This window comes from Ralstonia sp. UNC404CL21Col, assembly GCF_000620465.1.
Taxonomy (GTDB): domain Bacteria; phylum Pseudomonadota; class Gammaproteobacteria; order Burkholderiales; family Burkholderiaceae; genus Ralstonia; species Ralstonia flatus.
In genome coordinates this window covers 493,247-515,761 of the sequence record NZ_JIBE01000003.1, presented here as the reverse complement: position 1 = coordinate 515,761, position 22,515 = coordinate 493,247, and the positions used below count along the sequence as shown (strand labels likewise).

Here is a 22,515-nt window from a genome sequence, read left to right as displayed (position 1 = left end):
GATGGGCGTTTCCGCCAGTTCTTGCCCGCTTTTGGCAAAATCGCGGCACCCGTTTCTCCCCTCCATTGCCTATGTCTCAAACGCTCGATTCCAAGACCGCCCCAGTGTTTGCCTACCGCCGCGAACAACTCGAAGAGATGGCCACCGATGTGCTGCGCATTGCACGCGAACTCGGCGCCTCCGATGCCGCGACGGAAATCTCCGAAGGCCAGGGCCTGTCGGTCACAGTACGCAAGGGCGAGGTCGAGACCATCGAGCAGAACCGCGACAAGGTCGTTGGCGTGACGGTCATGCTGGGCAAGAAGCGCGGCAACGCCAGCACGTCGGATTTCTCGCCGGCGGCATTGCGATCCACCGTCGAGGCCGCCTACAACATCGCGCGTTTCACCGCCGACGATGACTGCGCCGGCTTGGCAGAAGAAGAACTGCTGGAGAAGCACCCGCAAGACCTGCAGCTGTATCACCCGTGGATGATCGATGCCGAGGCGGCCGTGGACATCGCACGCGCCGCTGAAGCCGCAGCCTTTGCCGTGAGCCCGAAAATCCGCAACAGCGATGGCTCGAGCATCTCGGCGCAGCATTCGCACTTCGTGCTGGCCACGTCGCGCGGTTTCATGGGCGGCTACCCATATTCGCGTCACTTCATTTTGGCCGCGCCGATCGCCGGTTCGGGTGCGCATATGCAGCGCGACGACTGGTACTCGTCGAAGCGCTCGCCGGACGATCTGGCTGCGCCGGAAGCGATTGGCAAGTACGCCGCGGAACGCGCGCTGGCACGTCTGGGCGCACGTCGACTGACCACGCGCAAGTGCCCGGTGTTGTTCGAGGCGCCGCTCGCCGCAGGTTTGCTGGGCGCGTTCGTGCAGGCAGTGTCGGGTGGCGCGTTGTACCGCAAGTCGACGTTCCTGCTCCATACGCTGGGCAAGGAAGTCTTCGCACCGCATGTGCAGATCAAGGAAGACCCGCATGTCCTCAACGGGATGGGTAGCGCGCCCTTCGACGAGGAAGGCGTACGTACGCAGCGCCGCGATGTGGTGAAGAACGGCGTGGTGGAAGGCTACTTCCTGTCGACGTATTCCGCGCGCAAGCTCGGCATGCAAACCACCGGCAACGCGGGCGGCTCGCACAACCTGACGCTGTTCTCTGACAAGACGACGCCCCAGGATGACTTTGCCGGCATGCTGCGCCGTATGGGTACCGGCCTGCTGGTGACCGAACTGATGGGCCAGGGCGTGAACTACGTGACCGGCGACTATTCGCGCGGTGCGTCGGGCTACTGGGTCGAGAACGGCGTGATCCAGTATCCGGTGGAGGAGATCACGATTGCCGGCAACCTGGGCGAGATGTTCCGCCAGATCGTCGCCATTGGCGCGGATGCGCTGGTGCGCGGTACGAAGGAAACGGGCTCGATCCTCATTGAACAGATGACGATTGCCGGCGAATAAATCGCCCCAGCCGAAATAAAAAAACGCGCTCGAAACTGAGCGCGTTTTTTATTGCCTGCTGCGGTTACTGCTCGTCCGACGGTGGGCGTTCATAGGTAACGAACGCGTAGTCGAAATCGTTGGGCGCTGCCGCGTGGTGCGTCTCGCGGGAGACTTCGCGCCAGACCTTGGGGTCCGGCGCGGGAAAATGCGCATCGCCTTCGAAATCGGCGTCGATCTCGGTCACGATCAGGCGATCCGCGCTCGGCAGGGCATCCGCATACAGTTGCGCGCCGCCGATCAGGAAAATCTGCTCGGCGCCCACACACAGGCGCTGCGCGTCTTCCATCGAATACGCGATTTCGCAGCCGGGCAGTTCGAGCTTGGCATTGCGCGTAACAACAATGTTGCGACGGCCCGGCAGCGGACGGCCGATCGAGTCGTACGTCTTGCGGCCCATCACGATGGGCGCGCCCATGGTTGTGCGCTTGAAGTGCGCAAGATCTTCGGGCAGGCGCCAGGGCAGGGTGTTGTTGCGGCCAATCACGCCATTGCGGGCGCGGGCGACGATGAGCGTCAGGATGGTCATACGGTTACACGGCCACCGGTGCTTTGATCGCGGGATGGCTCTGGTAGCCGACGATCTCGAAGTCTTCGTACTGATAATCGAAGATGCTCTCGGGCTTGCGCTTGATGATCAGTTTCGGTAGCGGCAGCGGTTCGCGCGCGAGTTGCGTCTCCACCTGTTCGAAGTGGTTGTTGTAGAGGTGGCAGTCGCCTCCGGTCCAGACGAAATCGCCCACATCGAGGCCGGTCTGCTGCGCAACCATGTGCACCAGCAGCGCGTAGCTTGCAATGTTGAATGGCACGCCGAGGAAGATATCGGCGCTGCGCTGGTAGAGCTGGCACGACAGCTTGCCGTCGGCCACATAGAACTGGAAGAACGCGTGGCAGGGCGGCAGCTTCATGCGCGGGATGTCCGCCACGTTCCAGGCGGAGACGATCAGCCGGCGCGAATCGGGGTTGCGCTTGATCTGCGCGATCAGCTCGGCGATCTGGTCGATGTGTTCGCCGTCGGGCGTCGGCCACGAGCGCCATTGCGAGCCGTAGACGGGGCCCAGTTCGCCGTCGGCGTCGGCCCATTCGTCCCAGATCGTTACGCCGTTGTCTTGCAGCCAGCGCACGTTGGTCGAGCCCTGGAGGAACCACAGCAGCTCATAGACGATGGACTTGATGTGCACCTTCTTGGTGGTGACCAGCGGAAAGCCGTCCTGAAGGTTGAAGCGCATCTGGTGGCCGAATACGGAGCGCGTGCCGGTGCCGGTGCGGTCGGCTTTGTCGGTGCCATGTTCGTAGACATGGCGCATCAGGTCGAGATAGGGCTTCATGCGAGCGCGGGCGAAGAGGCTGGGCGTCTGAAATCGGGTGAGCCGCATTGTAACGTGACCGGCGCGGCGTCGACTGTACCGGCAGTGTCCGGAAACTGGCCCGGTCGAATGGGCAGCACGGCTGGGCTGACAAAGCGCGGAATTGTCGATGTTGCCAGCCACGCGGGGCGGGCAAGATGGCGCCATCGCTTCAACTGTCAGCTGGAGAAACCATGTCGCTCACTGCTACCTCTGCGTCGCTGGACCGGGCCGCCGAATTGCGCCATCTGCGCGCGGCAGCCGGCGTGGTCCATGCGGTGATTTCGCCGACCCCGCAATATTGTTGGCCGTTGCTCTCGCAAGCCATGGGCGCAGCGGTGTGGGTGAAGCATGAGAACCACACCGAAGTGGGCGCGTTCAAGCTTCGGGGCGGGCTGACCTATCTGCGTGCCTTGCGCCAACGCGAGCCCCAGGTGCGCGGTGTGATCGCCGCGACGCGTGGCAATCATGGCCAGTCGATTGCATGGGCGGCGCGTCGCAACGGTGTCGCTGTCACCATCGTTGTGCCGCATGGCAATAGCGTGGAGAAAAACGCCGCCATGCGCGCGTTCGGCGCAGAGCTGATCGAAGCGGGCGACGACTTCCAGGCCAGCCGCGAGGCGGCCGATCAACTCGCCGCTGAACGCGGTTTGCACTTCGTGCCGTCGTATCACCCGGACTTGGTCGTCGGCGTAGCAAGCTACTGGCTGGAGTTCTTCGAGGCCACACCGCTGGATGTGGTCTACGTGCCAATCGGCATGGGTTCCGGGATTTGCGCGGCGGTACGGGCGCGCGATGCGCTGGGCCTGTCGACGCGCATTGTCGGCGTCGTGTCGGCACATGCACGATGCTACGAGCAGTCGTTCAAAAGCGGTACGGCGGTGTCGGCGCCCGTGTCGACGCTGCTGGCCGACGGGCTGGCGTGCCGCACGCCGGACGCGAACGCGCTTGACGTCATCCGCGCCGGTGTCGACGAGATCATTGCGGTGACGGATGACGAAGTGGCGGAGGCGATTCGCCTGTATTTCTCGACCACCCACAACGTGGCCGAGGGCGCTGCGGCCGCAGCCCTGGCGGGGGCATGGCAGCAGCGCGGGCAGATTGCCGGCCAGCGTGTCGGCCTGCCGCTGACCGGCGGAAACATCGACCGCGCCAAGCTGGCGCGCGTGCTTGCCGGTCAGCCGATCCTGCCTTAGGCGGGTTGCTGGCGGCGACGTTGCACCAGCCAACCGCCGCCCAGCACGATCAGAAACACCACCACATACACGGCCCACTTGAGCGGCGGCTGGGCAGCAAAGAACGCCTTGAGAACCGGTTCGGCCACGATCATGTGCGCCGCCGTATAAGCCAGCACCGCAGCGCCGCCATAGATGATGATCGGGAAACGCTCGATCAGGCGCAGTACCACACCGCTGCCCCACACCACGACCGGCACGCTGATCAGCAGGCCCAGCACCACCAGCAGGAAGCTGCCGTGCGACGCGCCGGCAATGGCGAGTACGTTGTCGATGCCCATGACCGCATCGGCGATGATGATGGTCTTCATGGCGCCCATCAGCGTGGTGCTGCCCGCGCCGTGTTCATCGCCGCCCTGGCCGTCGTCTGCCAGAAGCTTCCACGCAATCCACACCAGCGCCAGACCGCCGACGAGCATCAGGCCGGGAATCTTCAGCAGCCACACCACTGCCAGCGTCATCAAGGCGCGCACGACGATGGCGCCCGCGGCGCCCCACATGATGGCTTTCTTCTGCAGCTCGGGGGGCAAGTTGCGCGCAGCCAGCGCGATGAGGATGGCGTTATCGCCCGCAAGCACAAGGTCGATCACGATGATCGATGCCAGCGCGGCAGCAAACTGCATGGTGAAAATGTCAGACAACCATTCCATGGTGGCTCCAAGTCAAACAACAATAAAAATCGGTTGACCGAACTGCATGGAGTGCTGGGGCGAGACGCTTTGCAGACCATGAAATCCGGTTGCAAAGGTCTTGCTCGACACGCGCACAGGTTGGGAACCTGCTGGTGCCGGCACGACCGGAAGCGTGCGCTTCGTCATGACGATCGTGCCTGGGGCTGAAGAACCCCCGAGCTACTCCCCTTTGAGGAAGTCCGCATTATATCGCAGCAGGCCGATTGTGCGCTGCAAAAACGCAACATTGGCATGCGGGCGCGGTATGCGCGGTTTTTTCAGCGGCGTGGGTGATTTTTACGAACGGCGAGATGGTGCGTTGTGGCCGCCTCCGGCGAAAGAACGGTGGCGCTGTCACAAAGCGGCGTCTACGCTGCAATTTCATCCGCGCGCCACGGGCCTGCGGTGATGGCATAGGCACGATGGCACATTTCTCGCTCTCGATGGCCTTCATGACCATGCAGCACCGCTGCCGTTCCACCCACACCGGGAGACACCATGCAGGCCACCAAGCCGTCCGCCGATGCCTATGCCCGCCGCGCGCTGGCCCGTTTGATCCAGCCGCAGCCCACGGTCGACGCCGTTGGCGCGGGCTTGACCTTCTACCAGCTCTTTACGGAAGACGACGCTGCGCTGCGTGCCGAGGCTGAGGCGGGCCTGCTCGCATCTGCGGCCAGCATCAGCCCGAAGTTCTTCTACGACGCCCTCGGTTCGCGACTGTTCGAAGCGATTACCGATCTGCCCGAGTACTACCCGACGCGCACCGAAGCCGCCATCTTCAGTCTGCATGCGGCCGAGATCGCGCTGCGCGTGGGGCGCGGTGCCACGTTGATCGACCTAGGCGCCGGCAACTGCGAAAAGGCCGCGCGCCTGTTCCGCACGCTGGCACCGTCGCGGTATGTGGCGATCGATATCTCGGCAGATTTCCTCCGCGATACGCTGCGTGGGCTTGCGCGTCAGCATCCGCAATTGCCGATGGTCGGCATTGGCGCCGATCTGTGTGCGCCGCTGGTGCTGCCCGATGCCGTCGGCGACGGGCGCCGCGTGTGGTTTTACCCCGGTTCGAGCCTGGGCAACTTCACGCCGGAAGAGGCGGGGGCATTTCTGTCGCGCCTGCACGAAGCTTCGGCCCCCGGCGACAGCGTGCTGATCGGCATCGACCTCATCAAAGACGCCCAACGGCTCGAAGCCGCTTACGACGATCCGCTCGGCGTGACGGCGGCCTTCAACCTGAACGTGCTGCGCAACCTGAATCGCCTCCTGGGTGCGAATTTCGACGTGCGGGATTGGCGCCATGTCGCGCTGTACCGCGCAGAGGCGCACCGCGTTGAGATGCATCTGGAAGCGCGTCGCGACGTCACGGTGCGGTGGGGTAAGCACGCGCGCGCCTTCGCGGCGGGCGAACGCGTGCACACCGAGAACTCGGTCAAATACGACCTGCCGAGCCTGCAGGCGATGTTTGCCGACGCCGGCTTCGAAGACCTGCATGCCTGGACTGATGTCAGCGGCGACTTTGCCGTCTGCCACGCCAGCGTAGGCCGGTAGGCCGGGCGGCAGAACACCAGGCGGGCCGGTGCGATAATGGATCGATTCCCGCCCGAGGTGTGCCGCGATGGCTGAATTCTTCATGCTCCCCGATCCGACCTTCATCGGATCGCTTCCCGACTGGACCGACGGCCGGCGCCTGCCGCGCCAGGGCATCGCGCACAGCCTGGTCGACGCGCGCAATCGCACGCTGGCCTTGTTGTCCGCGTTTGGCGACACGCAGCGCGGCTGGCAGATCGAACGCGTGGAGCATCATGCCCCGCCCCTGTGGACGCTGGGCCAGCTCGCCTGGTTTGCCGAGTTCTGGTGCCTGCGCGAGCCGCGTCGCAACGGCAGCGACACCATCGAAGACGGCGCCGGAACGGAGTGGGACCTGGCGCGTTGGCAAGCCACGCTGCCGGCCGCGCTCGACGGTGCCGATACGTTCTTCGACATGGACCGCATGCCGCCGGAGGCCTGCTGGGAACTGACGCTGCCGGGCATCTCGGCGATCAAGCAGTACGCGCATGATGTGCTCGACCGCGTGCTACGTAAGCTCGCCACGCTCGGCACCGACGACGATGCGGCGCTGGAGCCGTTTCGCTGGGCGGTTTTCCACGAAGACCTGCGCGCCGAACATCTGCACGGCCTGCTGCAGGTGTTAGGCCTGCAACCCGCCGGGCAACCGCCGCTGGCCGCCGTGGCCGTGCCGGCTGCGCAGACATTGTCGTTGCCGGGTGGCCGCTTCCAGATGGGCTGGCCCGACGCCGACGGGTTCTTCTTCGACAACGAATGTCCGCCGTACCGCACCTATGTGCCCGCGTTCGAAATCGATGCCCAGCCCGTCACGAATGGCCAATACCTGGAGTTCATCGAAGACCGTGGTTACGACCATCCGCAGTGGTGGTCGCCCGCCGGCATGGAGTGGCTGATGATGCAAGAGCGTTCGGCGCCCCAAGGCTGGCAGCGGGATCCCGCCACGCGCACCTGGCAGGCACTGCGCTACGGTCAGGCGCGCACGATCAACCGAGATGAAGCCGTGCGCCATGTCAGCCTGTATGAAGCGCAGGCGTGGTGCCGCTGGGCGGGCCGTCGCTTACCGACGGAAGACGAATGGGAGATGGCGGCGGTGCAGGGGCGCGCCGGTTTCCATTGGGGGCAGGTCTGGGAGTGGACGTCATCGCCGTTCGAGCCGTATCCGGATTTCGTGCCGGGCATGCCGCGCGGCCGTGTGGCGAGCCTGTCGGCGCCGCACTTCCAGACGATGCAGACGGTGCGCGGTGCTGCCGCTCATACGCCGCAGCGCGCGCGTCATCCGCGTTTCCGGGGCTTCTTGCTGCCGGAGCGCGATGACGTCTTTGTTGGCTTCCGAACCTGTGCGCTTTGACGGAAGCTTGTTGGACAGGAGAGGCAAGTCGAATGCCCAAACAAAAACCCCACGCTGTTAGACGTGGGGTTTTTTGTTGGCGGTCTGCGGAGGCTATCCCGGTGGGATAGCCCTTCATCGATCAACGATCGAAGTCGCGCGAACGGCCCTTGCTGCCGTAGCTGTCACGGTTGCCGTCGCGGTTGCCGTAGCTGCGACGCTGCGCGCCGTTGCCACCGTCGCCGAAGCGGCTGCCGCCGTTGTTGTCGCCGAAGCGACGCGGGGCGCCTTCGCGGTTGCCGTAGCTTTCGCGGTTGCCGTCACGATTGCCATAACCCCCAGCGTTGCCGCCGGTGGTGTTGCCGTAGCCACGGCTGCCGTCTTGCGTACGGGCGGGGCGCTGTTGCCAATCGCCACGGTTTTGCTGGCCTTGGCCGTACGACTGACGCGGAGCGCGGTCGTCGCGGTTCCATTCACGTTGGCCACCTTGGTAGCCGCCGCCGTTACCGTTGCGATCGTCGCGGCGCGGGGCAAAGCCGTCGCGGTCGCCGCCGAAGCTGCGCTGGAAGCGGCCTTCGCTGTTGCCGCCATTGCCACCCTGGCGTGCGCCGTAGCCTTCGCGCTGGCCGCGATAACCGCCGCCATTGCCACCGTTTCCACGGTAGCCGCCACGGTCGCCACCGGCACGCGGGCCACCGGTACGCGGCTTGGGCGAGCGCTTCGGCTCCAGGCCTTCCACCACGGAAGCGTCGATGCGGCGATCAACGAAGCGCTCGATGCGGCGCCATTGGAACGTGTCGTTGTGGTTCACCAGGTTGATGGCGATACCGCTGCGACCGGCACGGCCCGTACGGCCGATGCGGTGCACGTAGTCTTCAGCTTGCTTGGGCAGGTCGAAGTTGACCACGTGCGTGATGTCCGGCACGTCGATGCCGCGGGCGGCCACGTCGGTGGCCACCAGCACGCGCAACTGGCCGCGGCGCAGTGCCGTCAGCGTGCGGTTACGCGCGCCTTGGTGCATGTCGCCGTGCAAGGCACCGGCGGAGAAACCGTGCTCGGTCAGGCGCTCGGCCAGCGAGTCGGCATCACGCTTGGTCGCCGTGAAGACGATGGCTTGCTTGAGCGATGCATCGCGCAGCAAGTGATCCAGCAGCTGCTGCTTGTGCGACATGTCGTCGGTAAAGTGCAGGCGCTCTTCGATGTTGCTTTGATCGATCTTCGCAGCGGCGATTTCGATGCGTTGCGGCTCGCGCATCATGCGCTCGGCCAGTTGCTCGATGCGGCGGTCCATCGTTGCCGAGAACATCAGCATCTGACGTGTGGCCGGCGTGGCGCCGACGATGGCTTCGATGTCATCCGAGAAGCCCATGTCCAGCATGCGGTCGGCTTCGTCAAAGACGAGCATGTCGAGTGCCGACAGGTCAATGCGGCCCGAGTCGATGTGGTCGAGCAGGCGGCCCGGCGTAGCGATGATGATGTCCGGCATGCGTGCCAGCATGTCGAGCTGCTTCGGGTAAGGCATGCCGCCCAGGATGCTCGCGCAGACGATGCGGCGCAGATGGCGGCCGTATTGTGCGGTGGCGGTGGTCACCTGGAGGGCCAGTTCACGCGTGGGCGTGAGCACCAGCAGCGACGGCTTGGCCGGCGCCGGGCGGGGGCGGCGACCTTTCATGCGTTGCGGCGGGCCGTCCATGCGCGGACGCTGCGGCTCAGGCTGCTCGCTGATGCGCTGGATGGCCGGCAGGATGAACGCGGCGGTCTTGCCCGAACCGGTCTGGCTCGTGACCAGCAGGTCGCGGCCCGACAGGCAGGCCGGAATGGCTTGGGCCTGCACCGGCGTCGGTGTGGTGTAGTTCACTTCGCCCAGCGCGCGGACGATGCGGTCGTCCAGGCCCAGTGCAGCAAAGGCGCTGGCACGGGTCGCGGCTTCGGCGATCAGGTTTTCGGTATTGGTGTTGATGGTTTCAGCGTGCGCAATGGCGCCGCTGCCGTCTTGAGGCTGCGTCATGTCGAATAGGTAGTAAGGCTGCCGCGCCGCTACATCAACGGATGCAGACGACGGAAATGGGATACGGCGACCGGTTAATCACGGGCGTCGGCGCCAATCGGATAAGGCCGGTTCGACAGACGGGCTGCAGAACGGACAAGGCGGGGGAGTGGGCCGGCCTCAAGCTGAACAGGTCAGCGAGGTGGGGCGGCGGTCCCTTCGGCGTGATGTGAATCCACGCGGGAGATCGGAGACGATGCCAAGCACAATGGCAATCGGCTGCGCATGCATGCAACGGGCGGGGATTCGGACGATGCGCGCTGGTCGGAACCAGCACATCGGCCAACCGCGGACCGAAAAATACGGCAGTAAGCAGCCAAGCCACGGACTATAGCACGAATTTTTGCAGTGCGCAAAAATTCCGCTGGCGCCGCGTGTGTCAGCGCCGCCGCTTGCCGGATCGAACCTGCGGCCTATACTCCAGAGACCGGCCACGCTCAGCCGGAAAGGGGCGGATGATGGAATTCCCGATGGCCTTCTCCAACCTATATCTGTTGCTCGCCGTTTGCGTTGCGGGCGTGATTGGACTGGCGTCTGCGCCACTGGTGATTCGAGGCGCGCGAGTAGGGATTCGCGTGCTGCTGACGATCATCGGGGTGTTGATCGGCCTGCTCGTGCTCGAAGCGCTGCCGGTGCTGACCTAGATGGCCCGGGGCCATCCGCAGCCATAGGCCCGCCCGCGTGTGGCGGGCCTCGTCGTTTTGTGCGGCTCAGAAATCAAAAGCCAGGCGTGCTGCCTAGCTTTGTCGTGTCTGCTGGTCCCGCCGACAGGAATCGAACCTGTATCTCACGCTTAGGAGGCGCGTGCACTATCCATTGTGCTACGGCGAGTGACCGACCCCCGGGTGAAGCCAACGGCCGCCCGAGCGAGCCGCGATTCTACGCAATTTGCGGGACCAAGACCAGAGAACCACGGGGCGGAGCGTCACACGCGCAGCCAATACCGACGCCATATGAAACGATGATGACGCCATGGTTTTTGTAGGTTGCCGCCCACAGTTCAAGCGCTCTTGTGATGAAGCAAACGCTAAAGCGAACGAACGATCGGTCAAAGAATCAGATTTAAGTATTACGAACTTTCCACGATTCTTCACGGAAGTTATGCTTCATCACCCCTTTTCAGAAACCCCTAGGCGACCAACATGCTGACATCCGAAGAACGGGACGATCCGTGGACGGTGGAGCCGTCGCTGGAAAGTCTGCTCCCCAAGCATCGGCCCGGAACGATCGATCGGCCGATCTATTTCCGTCACACCGATACGCCCGACGGCCACGTCATCAAGCAGTTTCCTGACGGCTCCCGCCAGCTCGTGCGCTTTGTCGGTCTGGAAGAACAGGTCGTCAAACACTTTCTCTGAATCCCCTTCCCCGGCCGGCAAGCACTTTTGGCACATCGCGCAAGACATAATGCGTTGTGTTTCGTGACGATGCACTGAAGTGGTGAGCGTCCTATCATTCGCAAGTCTTACGTAAGCGATTGATAAGTTCATGGGAAGTATGCAAGCGTTTTCGCCCGCCACGCCGGCGGCGCGCAACCACCATTCCGAAGAGCGAACCCTCGCGACGCCGCCAGCCATCGACATGGTTGTGCCGTGGCCGGTGTGCGACTGGTCACCCACGGTGAAGGCGGATGAGGCCGCCGCCATGCGGTGCGCGCTCGAGCGCGGTAATGTGCTGCATTTTCCAGCGCTCGTCTTTCCACTTGAGGCGCCTGAGCGGCGCTTTCTGGATGCGCGCTGGTCGGACGGCAAAACGAAGAACATCAATCTGCGGGCAAACGAGGCCAACGTGCGCGGCGCCGTCGGGCCGCTGGCCGATCTGCGCGATCTGACGGCGCTGATCCGGCGTTACGCCGATGCTGCCGAGCGTCTCGTGCTGACGCTGTTTCCCGACTATGCCCCGCACCTAAAGCGGGCCGGCACTTCGTTGCGGCCGGCCGAGATTGCCGGGCGGCCGGTCAGTTGGCGCAAGGACGACACGCGCCTGCACGTCGATGCATTTCCGTCGAACCCACTGCACGGCCAGCGCCTCTTGCGGGTGTTCCACAACGTCGATCCGGATGCCTCGCGCGTCTGGCGCATCGGAGAGCCCTTTGCCGACTTTGCCCAGCGGTTTGTGCCAAAAACGCGTGGCATGCTCCCGGGGCAATCGTGGCTGATGCACAAGCTGCATATCACCAAGCGCCCGCGCTCCGAATACGATCACCGCATGCTGCAGTTGCATGATCTCGCGAAAGCGGATCTGGTCTATCAGCGCCGGGCTCCACAGCAGACGTTCGAATTCGCGCCGGGGGCGACGTGGATCGTCTTCAGCGATCAAGCCCTGCATGCGGCGATGCGCGGCCGGGCGATGATGGAGCAGACTTTTTATCTTGATCCAACGGCCATTGCCGATCGCACCCATGCGCCCGAAGCCGTCCTGTCGCGCATGCTCAACAAGCCCATGCTGGGGCCGCAGCGCTGACTGCACAAACAAAAACGCCGCCGTGCATGACGGCGGCGCTGATGCTGCCCGCTGATCCGTTTAATCAGCGACCTTGTCGCTCGGATATTTGAACGAGTCGCGCAGCAAAAAGCTCATCGGGATATCGAGCTTGGCACTGTGCGGCGGAATCGGTTGCTGGAACCACTTCTTGTAGAGCTTCTCAGCGTCATAGTCGAGGATGATGTTCGTCATCGCGCGGTCTACCAGCCGCTTGAACTCGGCGTCGTCCTTGCTGAGCATGATCGCGTAGGGCTCCACCGTCAGCATGTCGCCGACGACGGCGTAATCGCTTGGGGTCTTGGTGTTGGCGCGGAAACCGTAGAGCAGCACGTCGTCCATTGCAAATGCGTCGGCCTTGCCGTTTTCGACCATCGCGAACGATTCGGCGTGGTCCTTGGCTTCCAGAAAGGTCATGTTCAAGACGCGGACATCGTTCATCTTGCGCAGTTCCGCCACGCTCGTGGTGCCCTTCGTGGTGACGACGGTCTTGCCGCGCAAATCGTCCCACTTGCGGATGCCCGACGAGGTCTTGACCAGCATGCGAATGCCCGCGATGTAGTGCGGGATCGTGAAGGCCACTTTCTCCCGGCGTTCGCGGTTGTTCGTGGTCGAGCCGCATTCGAGGTCCGCCTTGCCTTCCATGATGGCCGGCATCCGAGTTGAAGGCGTGACCATCACATATTGGACTTTCAGGTCCGGCCGCTTGAGATCGGCGCGCAGCTTGTCGACCACGCGCAGGCACAGGTCCATGGCGTAGCCCACGGGCTTTTTGTCGGCGTCGTAAAACGAGAAGGGCACGGAGCTTTCGCGATAGGCGACGCGGACGGCGCCGGTATCGCGGATGCGGTCAAGCACGGGCGTGGACGAGGCCAAGACCGTGCCCGGAACGAAACTGGACAGCGAAGCGAAGAGCAGCGCTGCAGCAGGCAGCGTGCGCGTGAAGAACGGCATGGTTGTATCCCCCGGAAAGAATCGGTGGCCCAGGTTATGGTTATGCCCGGCTCGTGACCGGAGGGCCTGCCGCATGATACGGCGCGGCGCTGCAACCTGCTGGCCCGCGCCTTTCCGGTGTTGTAAGCAGGCTGCACGACTCGATTTCGGCTTCTAAAAGACGGCGGGAGTGCGTGCCTTGCAGTGGTGCGTCGCGCACACCGGCCGTGCGTAACGCACCGCGCACACGGCTCGGCCGGTGCGGTGAACTTGTCTGCGGTGCATGCTTGACGCAGCATGCGTTGCTGCGGTGCGAAGCCGCACTGGGCTTGGCGTTACGCGTTTTTCCCTACCGGGTTTGTCCTGACTGCCCGAGACTGACGAGGGGCGCTATGCTGCGGCCATGTCTTGTTCGCAAGGCATCGAGGAGAGACTCTTCCGGCCCGCCGAAAGCGGGCCGTTTTCTTTGGCGCTCGCATGTTTCTGCGTGGATCAGTTCTGATTCGGCAGCACATTGCCCGGCTGAGACGCCTGCCGCGGCCAGTTTGAGAACGCGAAAATCCACAGCGCCACCAGGTTCACCACCGGCACCAGCACAAGCAGGGCCCACCACGGTGAGAATCCGGTCCGCAGCAAGATCTGCCGCACCGGAATGCCTGCCACGATCAAGATGATCAACACCCCGAAGAGTCCGCGCATCGTCATTCCCCCTTTCGTAACGGTATGGATGGCGCGGCCGGAAAAAGCGAGTCCGGCGGCACAAGCGTTATAGCACCGGCATCTGCAAGCGCAATGCCGCCGATAGGCGACGCGCGGGGCGACTACAATACGCGCCTTCCGGCCCGTACGCGGCCCGCACCTTTTTCACTCCAGCATGGCCCTGTTTTCCATTACCGATGCGCAACTGGCGTTCGGCCACGTGGCGCTGCTCGACCACACTGATTTCTCGCTGGAGGCCAGCGAGCGCGTTGGCCTGATCGGCCGCAACGGCACCGGCAAGTCGTCGCTGCTCAAGATCGTGGCTGGGACGACGTCCCCGGATGACGGCCTGATCGCCCGCCAGAGCGGCGTGACCTCAGCCTATGTGCCGCAAGAGCCCGAATTCGACCCCGAACAGACCGTGGCCGAAGCCGTGGCGATGGGTGTGCCGCACGCCGCCGGCCTCCTGGCTGAATACGAGGCGCTGATCACGTCGATGGGCGATTCCCACGATGAAGACGCGCTACACAGGCTGCAGGCGCTGCAATCCCAGTTGGAAGCGGCAGACGCGTGGCAGCTGCGCACGCGCGTCGAAACGACGATCGCCCAGCTGGGCCTGCAGCCCGGCGCGCGCATCGGTTCGCTCTCGGGTGGCCTGACCAAGCGTGTGGCGCTGGCCCAGGCGCTGGTGGGCGCGCCCGACATCCTGCTGCTGGACGAGCCGACCAACCACCTCGACTACGACTCCATCCGCTGGCTGGAAGACCTGCTGTTGGCTTTCCGCGGCAGCGTGTTGTTCATCACGCACGACCGGGCGTTTCTTGACCGTGTGGCTACGCGCATCATCGAACTCGATCGCGGCAAGCTTCGCTCGTACCCCGGCAACTTCACGGCGTATCAGACGCGCAAGGCGCAGGAACTGGAAGCCGAAGCGCTGGAAAACGCCCGCTTCGACAAGCTGCTCGCGCAGGAAGAAGTGTGGATCCGCAAGGGCGTGGAAGCGCGCCGCACACGCAGCGTCGGCCGCGTTGCGCGGCTGGAGCAGATGCGTGTGGAGCGCCAGGCGCGCCGCGACGTGCAGGGCAACGTGAAGCTGGAGGTTTCGCAGGGCGACCGCTCCGGCAAGATCGTCGCCGAGCTGATCGACGTGACGAAGCGCTATGGCGACAAGACCGTCGTCGACAACTTCACGGCCACCATCATGCGCGGCGACAAGGTTGGGATTCTCGGCGCCAACGGGGTCGGCAAGACCACGCTGCTGAAGTTGATTCTGGGCGAACTGGCCCCGGACTCGGGCACGGTGCGCAACGGCACCAACCTGCAGGTCGCTTACTTCGACCAGATGCGTGCGCAGTTGGACCTGAACCGGTCGCTCGCCGACACCATCAGCCCGGGCAGCGACTGGATCGAAGTCAATGGCCAGCGCAAGCACGTGATGAGCTACCTGGGCGATTTCCTCTTCCCGCCCGAGCGCGCGCGCTCGCCGGTGGCCTCGCTGTCGGGCGGCGAGCGCAACCGGCTGCTGCTGGCGCGCCTGTTTGCCCGTCCGGCCAACGTGCTGGTGCTCGATGAGCCCACCAACGATCTGGACATCGACACGCTCGAACTGCTGGAAGAACTGCTGCAGGAATATAGCGGTACCGTTTTCCTGGTTTCGCACGATCGCGCGTTTGTCGACAACGTCGTGACTTCGGTGATTGCGGCTGAGGGCGAGGGCCGCTGGCGTGAATATGTGGGCGGGTTCTCGGACTGGCAGACGCAATCGGCACGCGCGGCGCAGATGGCGCAAGCCGCCAAGCCTGTCGCCGAAGAAAAGAAGCCCGAGGCGGCCAAGCCGCGCGAGCGCGCCACGGTCAAGCTGAGCTACAAGGAACAGCGCGAATTGGACGCGCTGCCCGCCACCATCGAAGCGCTGGAGGCGGAACAGAAGCAGGTCGGCGGCGAACTGGAGGACGGCACGATCTACGGCCGCGACCCGGAGCGCGCGCAAAAACTGGCCGAGCGCCACGAAGCCATCGAACTGGAGCTGCTGGAAGCGCTGGAGCGTTGGGAAGCCCTCGAAGCCAAGCGCGCCGGCACGGTGTGACGCTGCAATAACCACGCAATATGTCAGCGGGATGTCGGGCGAATGTGAGTTTTCGCGCGCATCCCGACGCTGACGATCCCTCCGCATTGTTCAGGACAGCTTCCTTTACAATGCGCGCTGCATTCCCGGCGCTTGGGGACAGACCCAAGCCTGGTCAGTTTTTCCGCCTTCCATGAGCAAAACCTCCCAATACAGCGAATCGTCGATCAAGGTCCTCAAGGGCCTGGAACCGGTCAAGCAACGGCCGGGCATGTACACGCGCACCGACAATCCCCTGCACATCATGCAGGAGGTCATCGACAACTCCGCTGACGAAGCGTTGGGCGGCTACGGCAAGTTGATCGCCGTGACGCTGCACAAGGACGGCAGCATGAGCGTCGAAGACGATGCGCGCGGCATTCCTGTCGGCATCCACCCCGAAGAGGGCGTGCCGGTGGTCGAGATCGTCTACACGCGTCTGCATGCCGGCGGCAAGTTCGACAAGGGCCGCGGCGGCGCATACGCGTTCTCCGGCGGCTTGCACGGCGTGGGCGTGTCGGTCACGAACGCGCTGTCGACGCGGCTGGAAGTGACGGTCTGGCGTGACGGCAATGTGTCGACGCTCGCGTTCTCCGGCGGCGACGTGATCGAGCCCCTGACCACCCGCAAGGCCGAACGCGGCGAGAAGAAGAGCGGCACACGCGTGCGCGCGTGGCCGGACCCCAAGTATTTCGATTCCGAGAACATTCCGCAGGCCGAACTGCAGCGTCTGCTGCGCAGCAAGGCCGTGCTGCTGCCGGGCGTGAAGGTCACGCTCACGCTGGAAAAAACCGGCGAGACGCTCGAATGGCAATACGACCAGGGCCTGCGCGGCTATCTGATCGAATCGCTTGCGCAGGGCAGCGGTGCCGAGCCGGTGATCCCGCTGTTCGAAGGCGAGCATTTTGCCGATCCCGACAAGCCTGGCGAAGAAGGCTTTGCCTTCGGCGAAGGCGCATCGTGGGTGGTGGCCTGGACGGAAGAGGGCTCGCCGGTGCGCGAGTCGTACGTCAACCTGATCCCCACGCCCGCGGGCGGTACGCACGAATCCGGGTTGCGCGAAGGCCTGTTCCAGGCCGTGAAGAGCTTTGTCGAGATGCACGCGCTGCTGCCCAAGGGCGTCAAGCTGATGTCCGAAGACGTATTTGCGCGCGCTTCGTTCGTGCTGTCGGCCAAGGTGCTCGACCCGCAGTTCCAGGGGCAGATCAAGGAACGCCTGAACAGCCGTGATGCGGTGCGGCTGGTGTCCACCTTCAGCCGCCCGGCGCTGGAGCTGTGGCTGAACCAGCACGTCGATCACGGCAAGAAGCTGGCCGAACTCGTCATCAAGCAGGCGCAGGCGCGCACACGTGCCGCGCAGAAGGTGGAGAAGAAGAAGGGCTCCGGCGTGGCCGTGCTACCCGGCAAGCTCACCGACTGCGAATCCGACGACGTCACCCGCAACGAACTCTTTCTGGTGGAAGGCGACTCCGCCGGGGGCTCGGCCAAGATGGGCCGCGACAAGGAATTCCAGGCCATCCTGCCGTTGCGCGGCAAGGTGCTGAACACCTGGGAGACCGAGCGCGACCGCCTGTTCGCCAACAATGAAGTGCACGACATTGCAGTCGCCATCGGCGTGGACCCGCACGGTCCGAACGATACGGTCGACCTGTCGGGCCTGCGCTACGGCAAGATCTGCATCCTGTCCGATGCTGACGTGGACGGCGCGCACATCCAGGTGCTGCTGCTGACGTTGTTCTTCAAGCACTTCCCGCAATTGATCGATCGGGGGCACGTGTGCGTGGCCCGTCCGCCGCTGTATCGTGTCGATGCCCCGGCGCGCGGCAAGAAGCCCGCGCAGAAGCTCTACGCGCTGGACGACGGCGAGCTGGAAGCCATTGAAGACAAGCTGCGCAAGGACGGCGTGAAGGAAGGCGCCTGGCAGATCTCCCGCTTCAAGGGCCTGGGCGAAATGAGCGCCGAGCAGCTCTGGGAAACCACCATGAACCCCGACACGCGCCGCCTGCTGCCTGTGGCGCTGGGTGAACTCGGCCAAGACCAGACCATCAACATGATGAACATGCTGATGGGCAAGGGCGAAGCCGGTGCACGCCGCACGTGGCTGGAAGCGCGCGGCAACGAAGTCGAAGCCGATATCTGACCGCAAACCGACAACGATGAAGCTTTCCGTACGTTTCGCATTCGCATTGACGGCGCTGGCCCTGTTGGCCAGCCAGCCGGCGCGCGCGGACGTCTACGGCTACATCGATGAAAACGGTCTCGCGCATTTCGCTGCCGAACGGCTGGACGATCGCTACGTGCTGTTCATGAAGGGCGCGGCGGTGGCGAGCAAGGGCGACGACAAGGCCAAGGACGACAGCGCCATCGCCCTGCCAGCGACCGAGCTGCCCGACGCCGACGCCTATCTCAACGCCAGCAAGCGCGATGCACTCGACAATGCTGCCGGCATGCGCCAGCGCCTGGTGCGCGCGGTGCTGCAGCATCCGAACGTGCCGACGGTGGAACCGCTGATCCGCCAGGCCGCCAGCAAGCACGGTATCGACCCCGCGCTGGTGAAGGCCGTGATTGCCGCCGAATCCGGTTTCAACCCGCAGGCCGTGTCGCCCAAGGGGGCGATCGGGCTGATGCAGGTGATTCCGGACACCGGCGCGCGCTACGGCGTGACAGGCGACGCCCGCCGCTCGGCCGCCCAGAAGCTGGCCGACCCCAAGACCAACATCACCACCGGCGTGCGCTACCTGAGCGATCTGCTGCGCATGTTCTCGGGCAACCTGGAACTCGTGCTGGCCGCCTACAACGCGGGCGAGGGCGCGGTGCAGAAGCACGGCAATGACATTCCGCCGTACGCCGAGACACAGAACTACGTGAAGACGGTGCTGCAGTTCTATCGCTACTACAACCCGGTCGCGGCCGTGCCCGGGTTGATGAACGTGAGCGGCAACGGCGTCATCGCTACGCGCAAGCCGGGCCGCACGGGCCGGCCCGCACGCATCGAACTCGTATTGGACCCGGCCACCGGCGTGGCCACGAACGTACCCCAACATTGATCCCGGCGGCGCCGCCACGTTGAAGCGCGCCGCTTTCGCTTGAGCCTCCATGGAACAACAAGACATCCTCTTCGACCCCAGCGAGCCGGCCGAAGCGCTCACGCTTGGCGCCTATGCCGAGCGCGCTTACCTCGACTACGCCATCAGCGTGGTCAAGGGCCGCGCACTGCCCGAAGTGGCCGATGGCCAGAAGCCGGTGCAGCGCCGCATCCTGTTCGCAATGCACGAGATGGGCCTGCGCGCTGACGCCAAGCCCGTCAAATCGGCGCGTGTGGTGGGTGACGTGCTCGGTAAATATCACCCGCACGGCGATCAATCCGCCTACGACGCGCTGGTGCGCCTGGCGCAGGATTTCTCGTTGCGTTATCCGCTGATCGACGGCCAGGGCAACTTCGGCTCGCGCGACGGCGACGGCGCAGCGGCGATGCGCTACACCGAAGCGCGCCTCACGCCCATCTCGCGCCTGCTGCTCGAAGAGCTGGACCAGGGCACGGTCGACTTCATCCCGAACTACGACGGCTCGATGGAAGAGCCGAAGCTTCTGCCGGCGCGCCTGCCGTTCGTGCTGCTCAACGGCGCATCGGGCATTGCGGTGGGGATGGCCACGGAGATCCCGTCGCACAACCTGCGCGAAGTGGCGAATGCCACCGTGGCGCTCATTCGCGACGACAAGCTCACCAGCACCGACCTGATGCAGTACATGCCGGGTCCGGACTTCCCGGGCGGCGGCCAGATCATCTCGTCCGCAGCCGACATTGCGCAGGTGTACGAGAGCGGCCGCGGCAGCCTGAAGGTGCGCGCGCGCTGGAAGATCGAAGAACTCGCGCGCGGCCAGTGGCAACTGGTGGTGAACGAGTTGCCGCCCAACACCTCGTCGCAGAAGGTGCTGGAAGAGATTGAAGAGCTGACGAACCCGAAGGTGCGCACGGGCAAGAAGTCGCTGTCGCCGGATCAGCTCACCATGAAGCAGACCATGCTGGGCCTGCTCGATGCCGTGCGCGACGAGTCCGGCAAGGACGCCCCGGTGCGCCTCGTGTTCGAGCCCAAGAGCAAGAACATCGACCAGCAGGAATTTGCCAATGCGCTGCTGGCCCACACATCGCTGGAATCGGGCGCGGCCATCAACCTGGTGATGATCGGCACGGATGGCCGGCCGCGCCAGAAGGGCCTCGCTGAGATCCTGCGCGAATGGATCGCCTACCGCTTCGCCACGGTCACGCGCCGCACGCGCCATCGTCTGGGCAAGGTCGAAGACCGCATCCACATCCTCGAAGGCCGGCAGCTCGTGCTGCTGCGCATTGAGGACGTGATCCGCATCATCCGCGAGAGCGAGGAGCCCAAGGCCGCGCTGATCCAGGTCTTCAACCTGAGCGATCGTCAGGCCGAAGACATCCTGGAAATCCGCCTGCGCCAGTTGGCTCGCCTGGAAGCCATCAAGATCGAGCAGGAGCTGAAGAATCTGCGCGAAGAGCAGGGCGAGCTGGACGTGCTGCTGAAGTCGGAAACCATGATGCGCCGTCGCATCATCAAGGAGATCGAAACCGACGCGAAGCAATACGGCGACGACCGCCGCACCTTCATCCAGGAAGAGCGCCGCGCCGCTGCCGAAGTGAAGGTCGTCGACGAACCCGTCACGGTGATCGTCTCGCAGAAGGGCTGGGTGCGTACGCGCCAGGGCCACGGCCACGACGCCACGCAATTCGCCTTCAAGGCGGGCGACACGCTGTACGACACGTTTGAATGCCGCACCACCGATGCGCTGCTGATCTTCGGCACGCGCGACGACAAGGGCACGGGCCGCGTCTATTCCGTGGCCGTGGCGAACCTGCCGGGCGGCCGTGGCGACGGCGTGCCGCTGACGACGCTGATCGAACTCGCGCCGGGCACGCACATCGCCCACACCTTCGCGGGCCATGCCGAACAGAACCTGGTGATCTCCACGCGCGGCGGCAACGGCTTCCTCGCCAAGGTGGGCGACATGGTCGGCCGCCAGAAGGCCGGCAAGGCGTTCCTGACGCTGGACGAAGGCGATCAACCGAACAAACCGGCGCCGGTGCCGGCGGACGCTTACGGCGTGGCGTGCCTGTCCGAAGGCGGCCGCATGCTGCTGTTCCAGATCAGCGAGTTGAAGACGCTCGCCAGCGGTGGCCGTGGCGTGATCCTGATGGAGCTGGAGAAGAACGAAACGCTGCTCCAGGCGGTGGCCTTTGGCGCAGCGGGCTTTGTGCTCTCGGGCACTGGCCCGCGCGGCGGCAAGGCAGTCGAGCAGACCCTGACGACGCGCGCCCAAGAGCCGTACGCCGGCAAGCGCGCACGCAAGGGCAAGACGCTGGAGCCCAAGCTGCGCGATCCGAAGCTCTCGTTGCCCAAGCCCGCGCCGGACGCCGCCTGAACCCATGAGCGATCCGACCGCCGCGCCTGAAGCCAACATCGCAGCAAACATCCCGTCCTGCAGCAAGCTCTTCACCGAGTTTGCGCGGATGGGCCTGTCGGGCTTCGGCGGCGTGCTGCCCTTTGCGCGCGCCGGCATTGTCGATCGCAACCGGTGGCTCTCCAACACCGAGTTCGCCGAGCTGCTGAGCCTGGGCCAGGTGTTGCCGGGCCCGAATGTGGTCAACCTTTCGGTGATGCTCGGCTACCGCTTTCACGGGGTGCGCGGCGCCGCTGCCGCAATGGCCGGCCTGGTGCTGACGCCCGCGGTGGTGTTGCTGCTGATCGTCATGCTGTACGACCACTTCAGCGCGCTGTCGGTGGTGCAGAACCTGCTCAAGGGCATGGCGGCGGTGGCAGCGGGGCTGGTGCTGTCAACGGCCGTCAAGCTGGCGCAGGGCCAGTCGCGCACCTGGCGCGCGCTCGGCATCGGCCTGGCGGTTTTCCTCACCATTGGCGTGCTGCAGTGGCCGTTGCTGCCCGTGATGCTTGTGCTGATTCCGCTCGCGCTCGTGCTCGAATGGTGGGCAATGCGATGAGTTATCTCACCACCGTCTTCGACCTGTTCTGGCACTTTCTCGTGCTGTCTTTTCTCGCCATCGGCGGGGCCAGTTCGACGCTGCCTGACATGCACCGTTTCCTGGTCGACACGCGGCATTACATGACAAGCGAGCAGCTGAGCGCCATGTACGCCATCTCGCAGGCGGCGCCGGGCCCCAACGTGCTGTTCGTGGAGTTGTTCGGCTGGCAGGCGGCGGGTCTGGGCGGGGCGATTGCCTCGCTGGTGGGCATCTGCGGGCCGTCGTGCGTGATTGCTGCTGTTATCGCGCGGGTCATGGACCGCAAGCCCGACGCGCGCTGGAATGCGCTGGTCCGCCGTGGCCTCGCACCGCTCACGATCGGCCTGCTGTTCTCCACCGGCTGGGTGCTCGCACGCGGCGCAGACAGCAGCTTCAGCACCATCGCGCTGACCGTGGCGACGGTCGTGGCGTGCTCCTTCACCCGCGTCCACCCGCTGGTGCTTGTGGGGCTGGGGGCATTGGTCGGCGGCATGGGCTGGGTGTAGCGCCCCGGTCGCACGCCTGCAAAAACCAAGGCGGACGCATGTCCGCCTTTTTTGTTGGCCCGCTCGCCAACGAGATGGCGCC

At 64.6% G+C, this 22,515-nt stretch carries 20 protein-coding genes, 1 tRNA gene and 2 pseudogenes; 15 read left to right on the top strand and 8 right to left on the bottom strand.

The window, feature by feature from the left end; translation table 11 throughout:
• Positions 1–71 precede the first annotated feature (71 nt).
• Entirely contained in the window at positions 72–1,445 is a 1,374-nt protein-coding gene (gene pmbA / locus N511_RS0102450; protein ID WP_027677844.1) for a metalloprotease PmbA, read from the top strand.
• A gap of 64 nt (positions 1,446–1,509) precedes the next feature.
• Here pmbA and N511_RS0102445 read toward each other — a convergent pair whose 3' ends face one another.
• Together N511_RS0102445 and N511_RS0102440 are read right to left on the bottom strand one after the other, a co-directional pair.
• Positions 1,510–2,013 (bottom strand): dihydrofolate reductase, encoded by a 504-nt coding sequence (locus N511_RS0102445; RefSeq protein ID WP_027677843.1) that lies wholly within the window; start codon positions 2,011–2,013, stop codon positions 1,510–1,512.
• A gap of 4 nt (positions 2,014–2,017) precedes the next feature.
• Positions 2,018–2,812 (bottom strand): thymidylate synthase, encoded by a 795-nt coding sequence (locus N511_RS0102440; RefSeq protein WP_027677842.1) that lies wholly within the window; start codon positions 2,810–2,812, stop codon positions 2,018–2,020.
• Between the two features lie 212 nt (positions 2,813–3,024).
• Between N511_RS0102440 and N511_RS0102435 the strand changes: the two genes are divergently transcribed.
• Positions 3,025–4,026, top strand: a complete 1,002-nt coding sequence (locus tag N511_RS0102435; protein ID WP_027677841.1) for a threonine dehydratase — start codon at positions 3,025–3,027, stop codon at positions 4,024–4,026.
• On the opposite strand, the gene N511_RS0102430 is transcribed toward N511_RS0102435, so the two are convergent.
• Complete coding sequence (locus N511_RS0102430) at positions 4,023–4,715, bottom strand: TerC family protein (protein WP_027677840.1); 693 nt, start codon at positions 4,713–4,715, stop codon at positions 4,023–4,025. The genes N511_RS0102435 and N511_RS0102430 overlap by 4 nt on opposite strands.
• 12 nt (positions 4,716–4,727) lie before the next feature.
• Positions 4,728–4,883: a hypothetical protein gene (locus N511_RS25170; protein ID WP_155954012.1), complete on the bottom strand. Its 156-nt coding sequence runs from the start codon at positions 4,881–4,883 to the stop codon at positions 4,728–4,730.
• 351 nt (positions 4,884–5,234) lie between these two features.
• On the opposite strand from N511_RS25170, the gene egtD reads away from it, so the two are divergent.
• Positions 5,235–6,281, top strand: a complete 1,047-nt coding sequence (gene egtD, locus N511_RS0102425) for an L-histidine N(alpha)-methyltransferase (protein WP_027677839.1) — start codon at positions 5,235–5,237, stop codon at positions 6,279–6,281.
• 67 nt (positions 6,282–6,348) lie between these two features.
• Complete coding sequence (locus N511_RS0102420) at positions 6,349–7,647, top strand: ergothioneine biosynthesis protein EgtB (protein WP_027677838.1); 1,299 nt, start codon at positions 6,349–6,351, stop codon at positions 7,645–7,647.
• 121 nt (positions 7,648–7,768) lie between these two features.
• Here the strand turns inward: N511_RS0102420 and N511_RS0102415 are convergent, their stop codons facing one another.
• A complete protein-coding gene (locus N511_RS0102415) occupies positions 7,769–9,634 on the bottom strand; it encodes a DEAD/DEAH box helicase (protein WP_027677837.1) in 1,866 nt (621 codons plus the stop codon).
• Between the two features lie 494 nt (positions 9,635–10,128).
• Between N511_RS0102415 and N511_RS0102405 the strand changes: the two genes are divergently transcribed.
• Positions 10,129–10,317, top strand: coding sequence for a hypothetical protein (locus tag N511_RS0102405; protein ID WP_012435166.1), 189 nt, complete (start codon positions 10,129–10,131; stop codon positions 10,315–10,317).
• Between the two features lie 112 nt (positions 10,318–10,429).
• Here N511_RS0102405 and N511_RS0102400 read toward each other — a convergent pair.
• Positions 10,430–10,504: transfer RNA gene (locus N511_RS0102400), tRNA-Arg, on the bottom strand.
• 311 nt (positions 10,505–10,815) lie between these two features.
• Here N511_RS0102400 and N511_RS0102395 point away from each other — a divergent pair.
• Both N511_RS0102395 and N511_RS0102390 read left to right on the top strand, forming a co-directional pair.
• Positions 10,816–11,031, top strand: coding sequence for a hypothetical protein (locus N511_RS0102395; RefSeq protein ID WP_024976225.1), 216 nt, complete (start codon positions 10,816–10,818; stop codon positions 11,029–11,031).
• Positions 11,032–11,161: 130 nt separating this feature from the next.
• Entirely contained in the window at positions 11,162–12,136 is a 975-nt protein-coding gene (locus N511_RS0102390; RefSeq protein ID WP_027677836.1) for a Kdo hydroxylase family protein, read from the top strand.
• 60 nt (positions 12,137–12,196) lie between these two features.
• Here N511_RS0102390 and N511_RS0102385 read toward each other — a convergent pair whose 3' ends face one another.
• Complete coding sequence (locus N511_RS0102385; protein WP_027677835.1) at positions 12,197–13,108, bottom strand: amino acid ABC transporter substrate-binding protein; 912 nt, start codon at positions 13,106–13,108, stop codon at positions 12,197–12,199.
• 471 nt (positions 13,109–13,579) lie between these two features.
• Positions 13,580–13,786, bottom strand: a complete 207-nt coding sequence (locus N511_RS0102380; RefSeq protein ID WP_027677834.1) for a hypothetical protein — start codon at positions 13,784–13,786, stop codon at positions 13,580–13,582.
• A gap of 175 nt (positions 13,787–13,961) precedes the next feature.
• On the opposite strand from N511_RS0102380, the pseudogene N511_RS25665 reads away from it, so the two are divergent.
• The 8 genes and pseudogenes from N511_RS25665 to N511_RS0102350 all read left to right on the top strand — a co-directional run.
• Positions 13,962–14,795 (top strand): annotated as a pseudogene (locus N511_RS25665) (ABC-F family ATP-binding cassette domain-containing protein); the annotation flags it as partial.
• Between the two features lie 201 nt (positions 14,796–14,996).
• Positions 14,997–15,308, top strand: a pseudogene (locus tag N511_RS25660) (ATP-binding cassette domain-containing protein); the annotation flags it as partial.
• Positions 15,309–15,566: 258 nt separating this feature from the next.
• A complete protein-coding gene (locus tag N511_RS25655; protein ID WP_410003868.1) occupies positions 15,567–15,872 on the top strand; it encodes a hypothetical protein in 306 nt (101 codons plus the stop codon).
• Between the two features lie 172 nt (positions 15,873–16,044).
• On the top strand, positions 16,045–18,030 hold the full coding sequence (locus N511_RS0102370; protein WP_027677832.1) for a DNA topoisomerase IV subunit B: 1,986 nt from the start codon (positions 16,045–16,047) through the stop codon (positions 18,028–18,030).
• 16 nt (positions 18,031–18,046) lie between these two features.
• On the top strand, positions 18,047–18,937 hold the full coding sequence (locus N511_RS0102365) for a lytic transglycosylase domain-containing protein (protein ID WP_027677831.1): 891 nt from the start codon (positions 18,047–18,049) through the stop codon (positions 18,935–18,937).
• A gap of 49 nt (positions 18,938–18,986) precedes the next feature.
• Positions 18,987–21,329, top strand: coding sequence for a DNA topoisomerase IV subunit A (gene parC, locus N511_RS0102360; protein ID WP_027677830.1), 2,343 nt, complete (start codon positions 18,987–18,989; stop codon positions 21,327–21,329).
• Between the two features lie 4 nt (positions 21,330–21,333).
• Positions 21,334–21,906, top strand: a complete 573-nt coding sequence (locus N511_RS0102355; RefSeq protein WP_027677829.1) for a chromate transporter — start codon at positions 21,334–21,336, stop codon at positions 21,904–21,906.
• Positions 21,888–22,433: a chromate transporter gene (locus N511_RS0102350; protein ID WP_197032025.1), complete on the top strand. Its 546-nt coding sequence runs from the start codon at positions 21,888–21,890 to the stop codon at positions 22,431–22,433. Before N511_RS0102355 ends, N511_RS0102350 begins: the two co-directional genes overlap by 19 nt.
• Positions 22,434–22,515 lie beyond the last annotated feature (82 nt).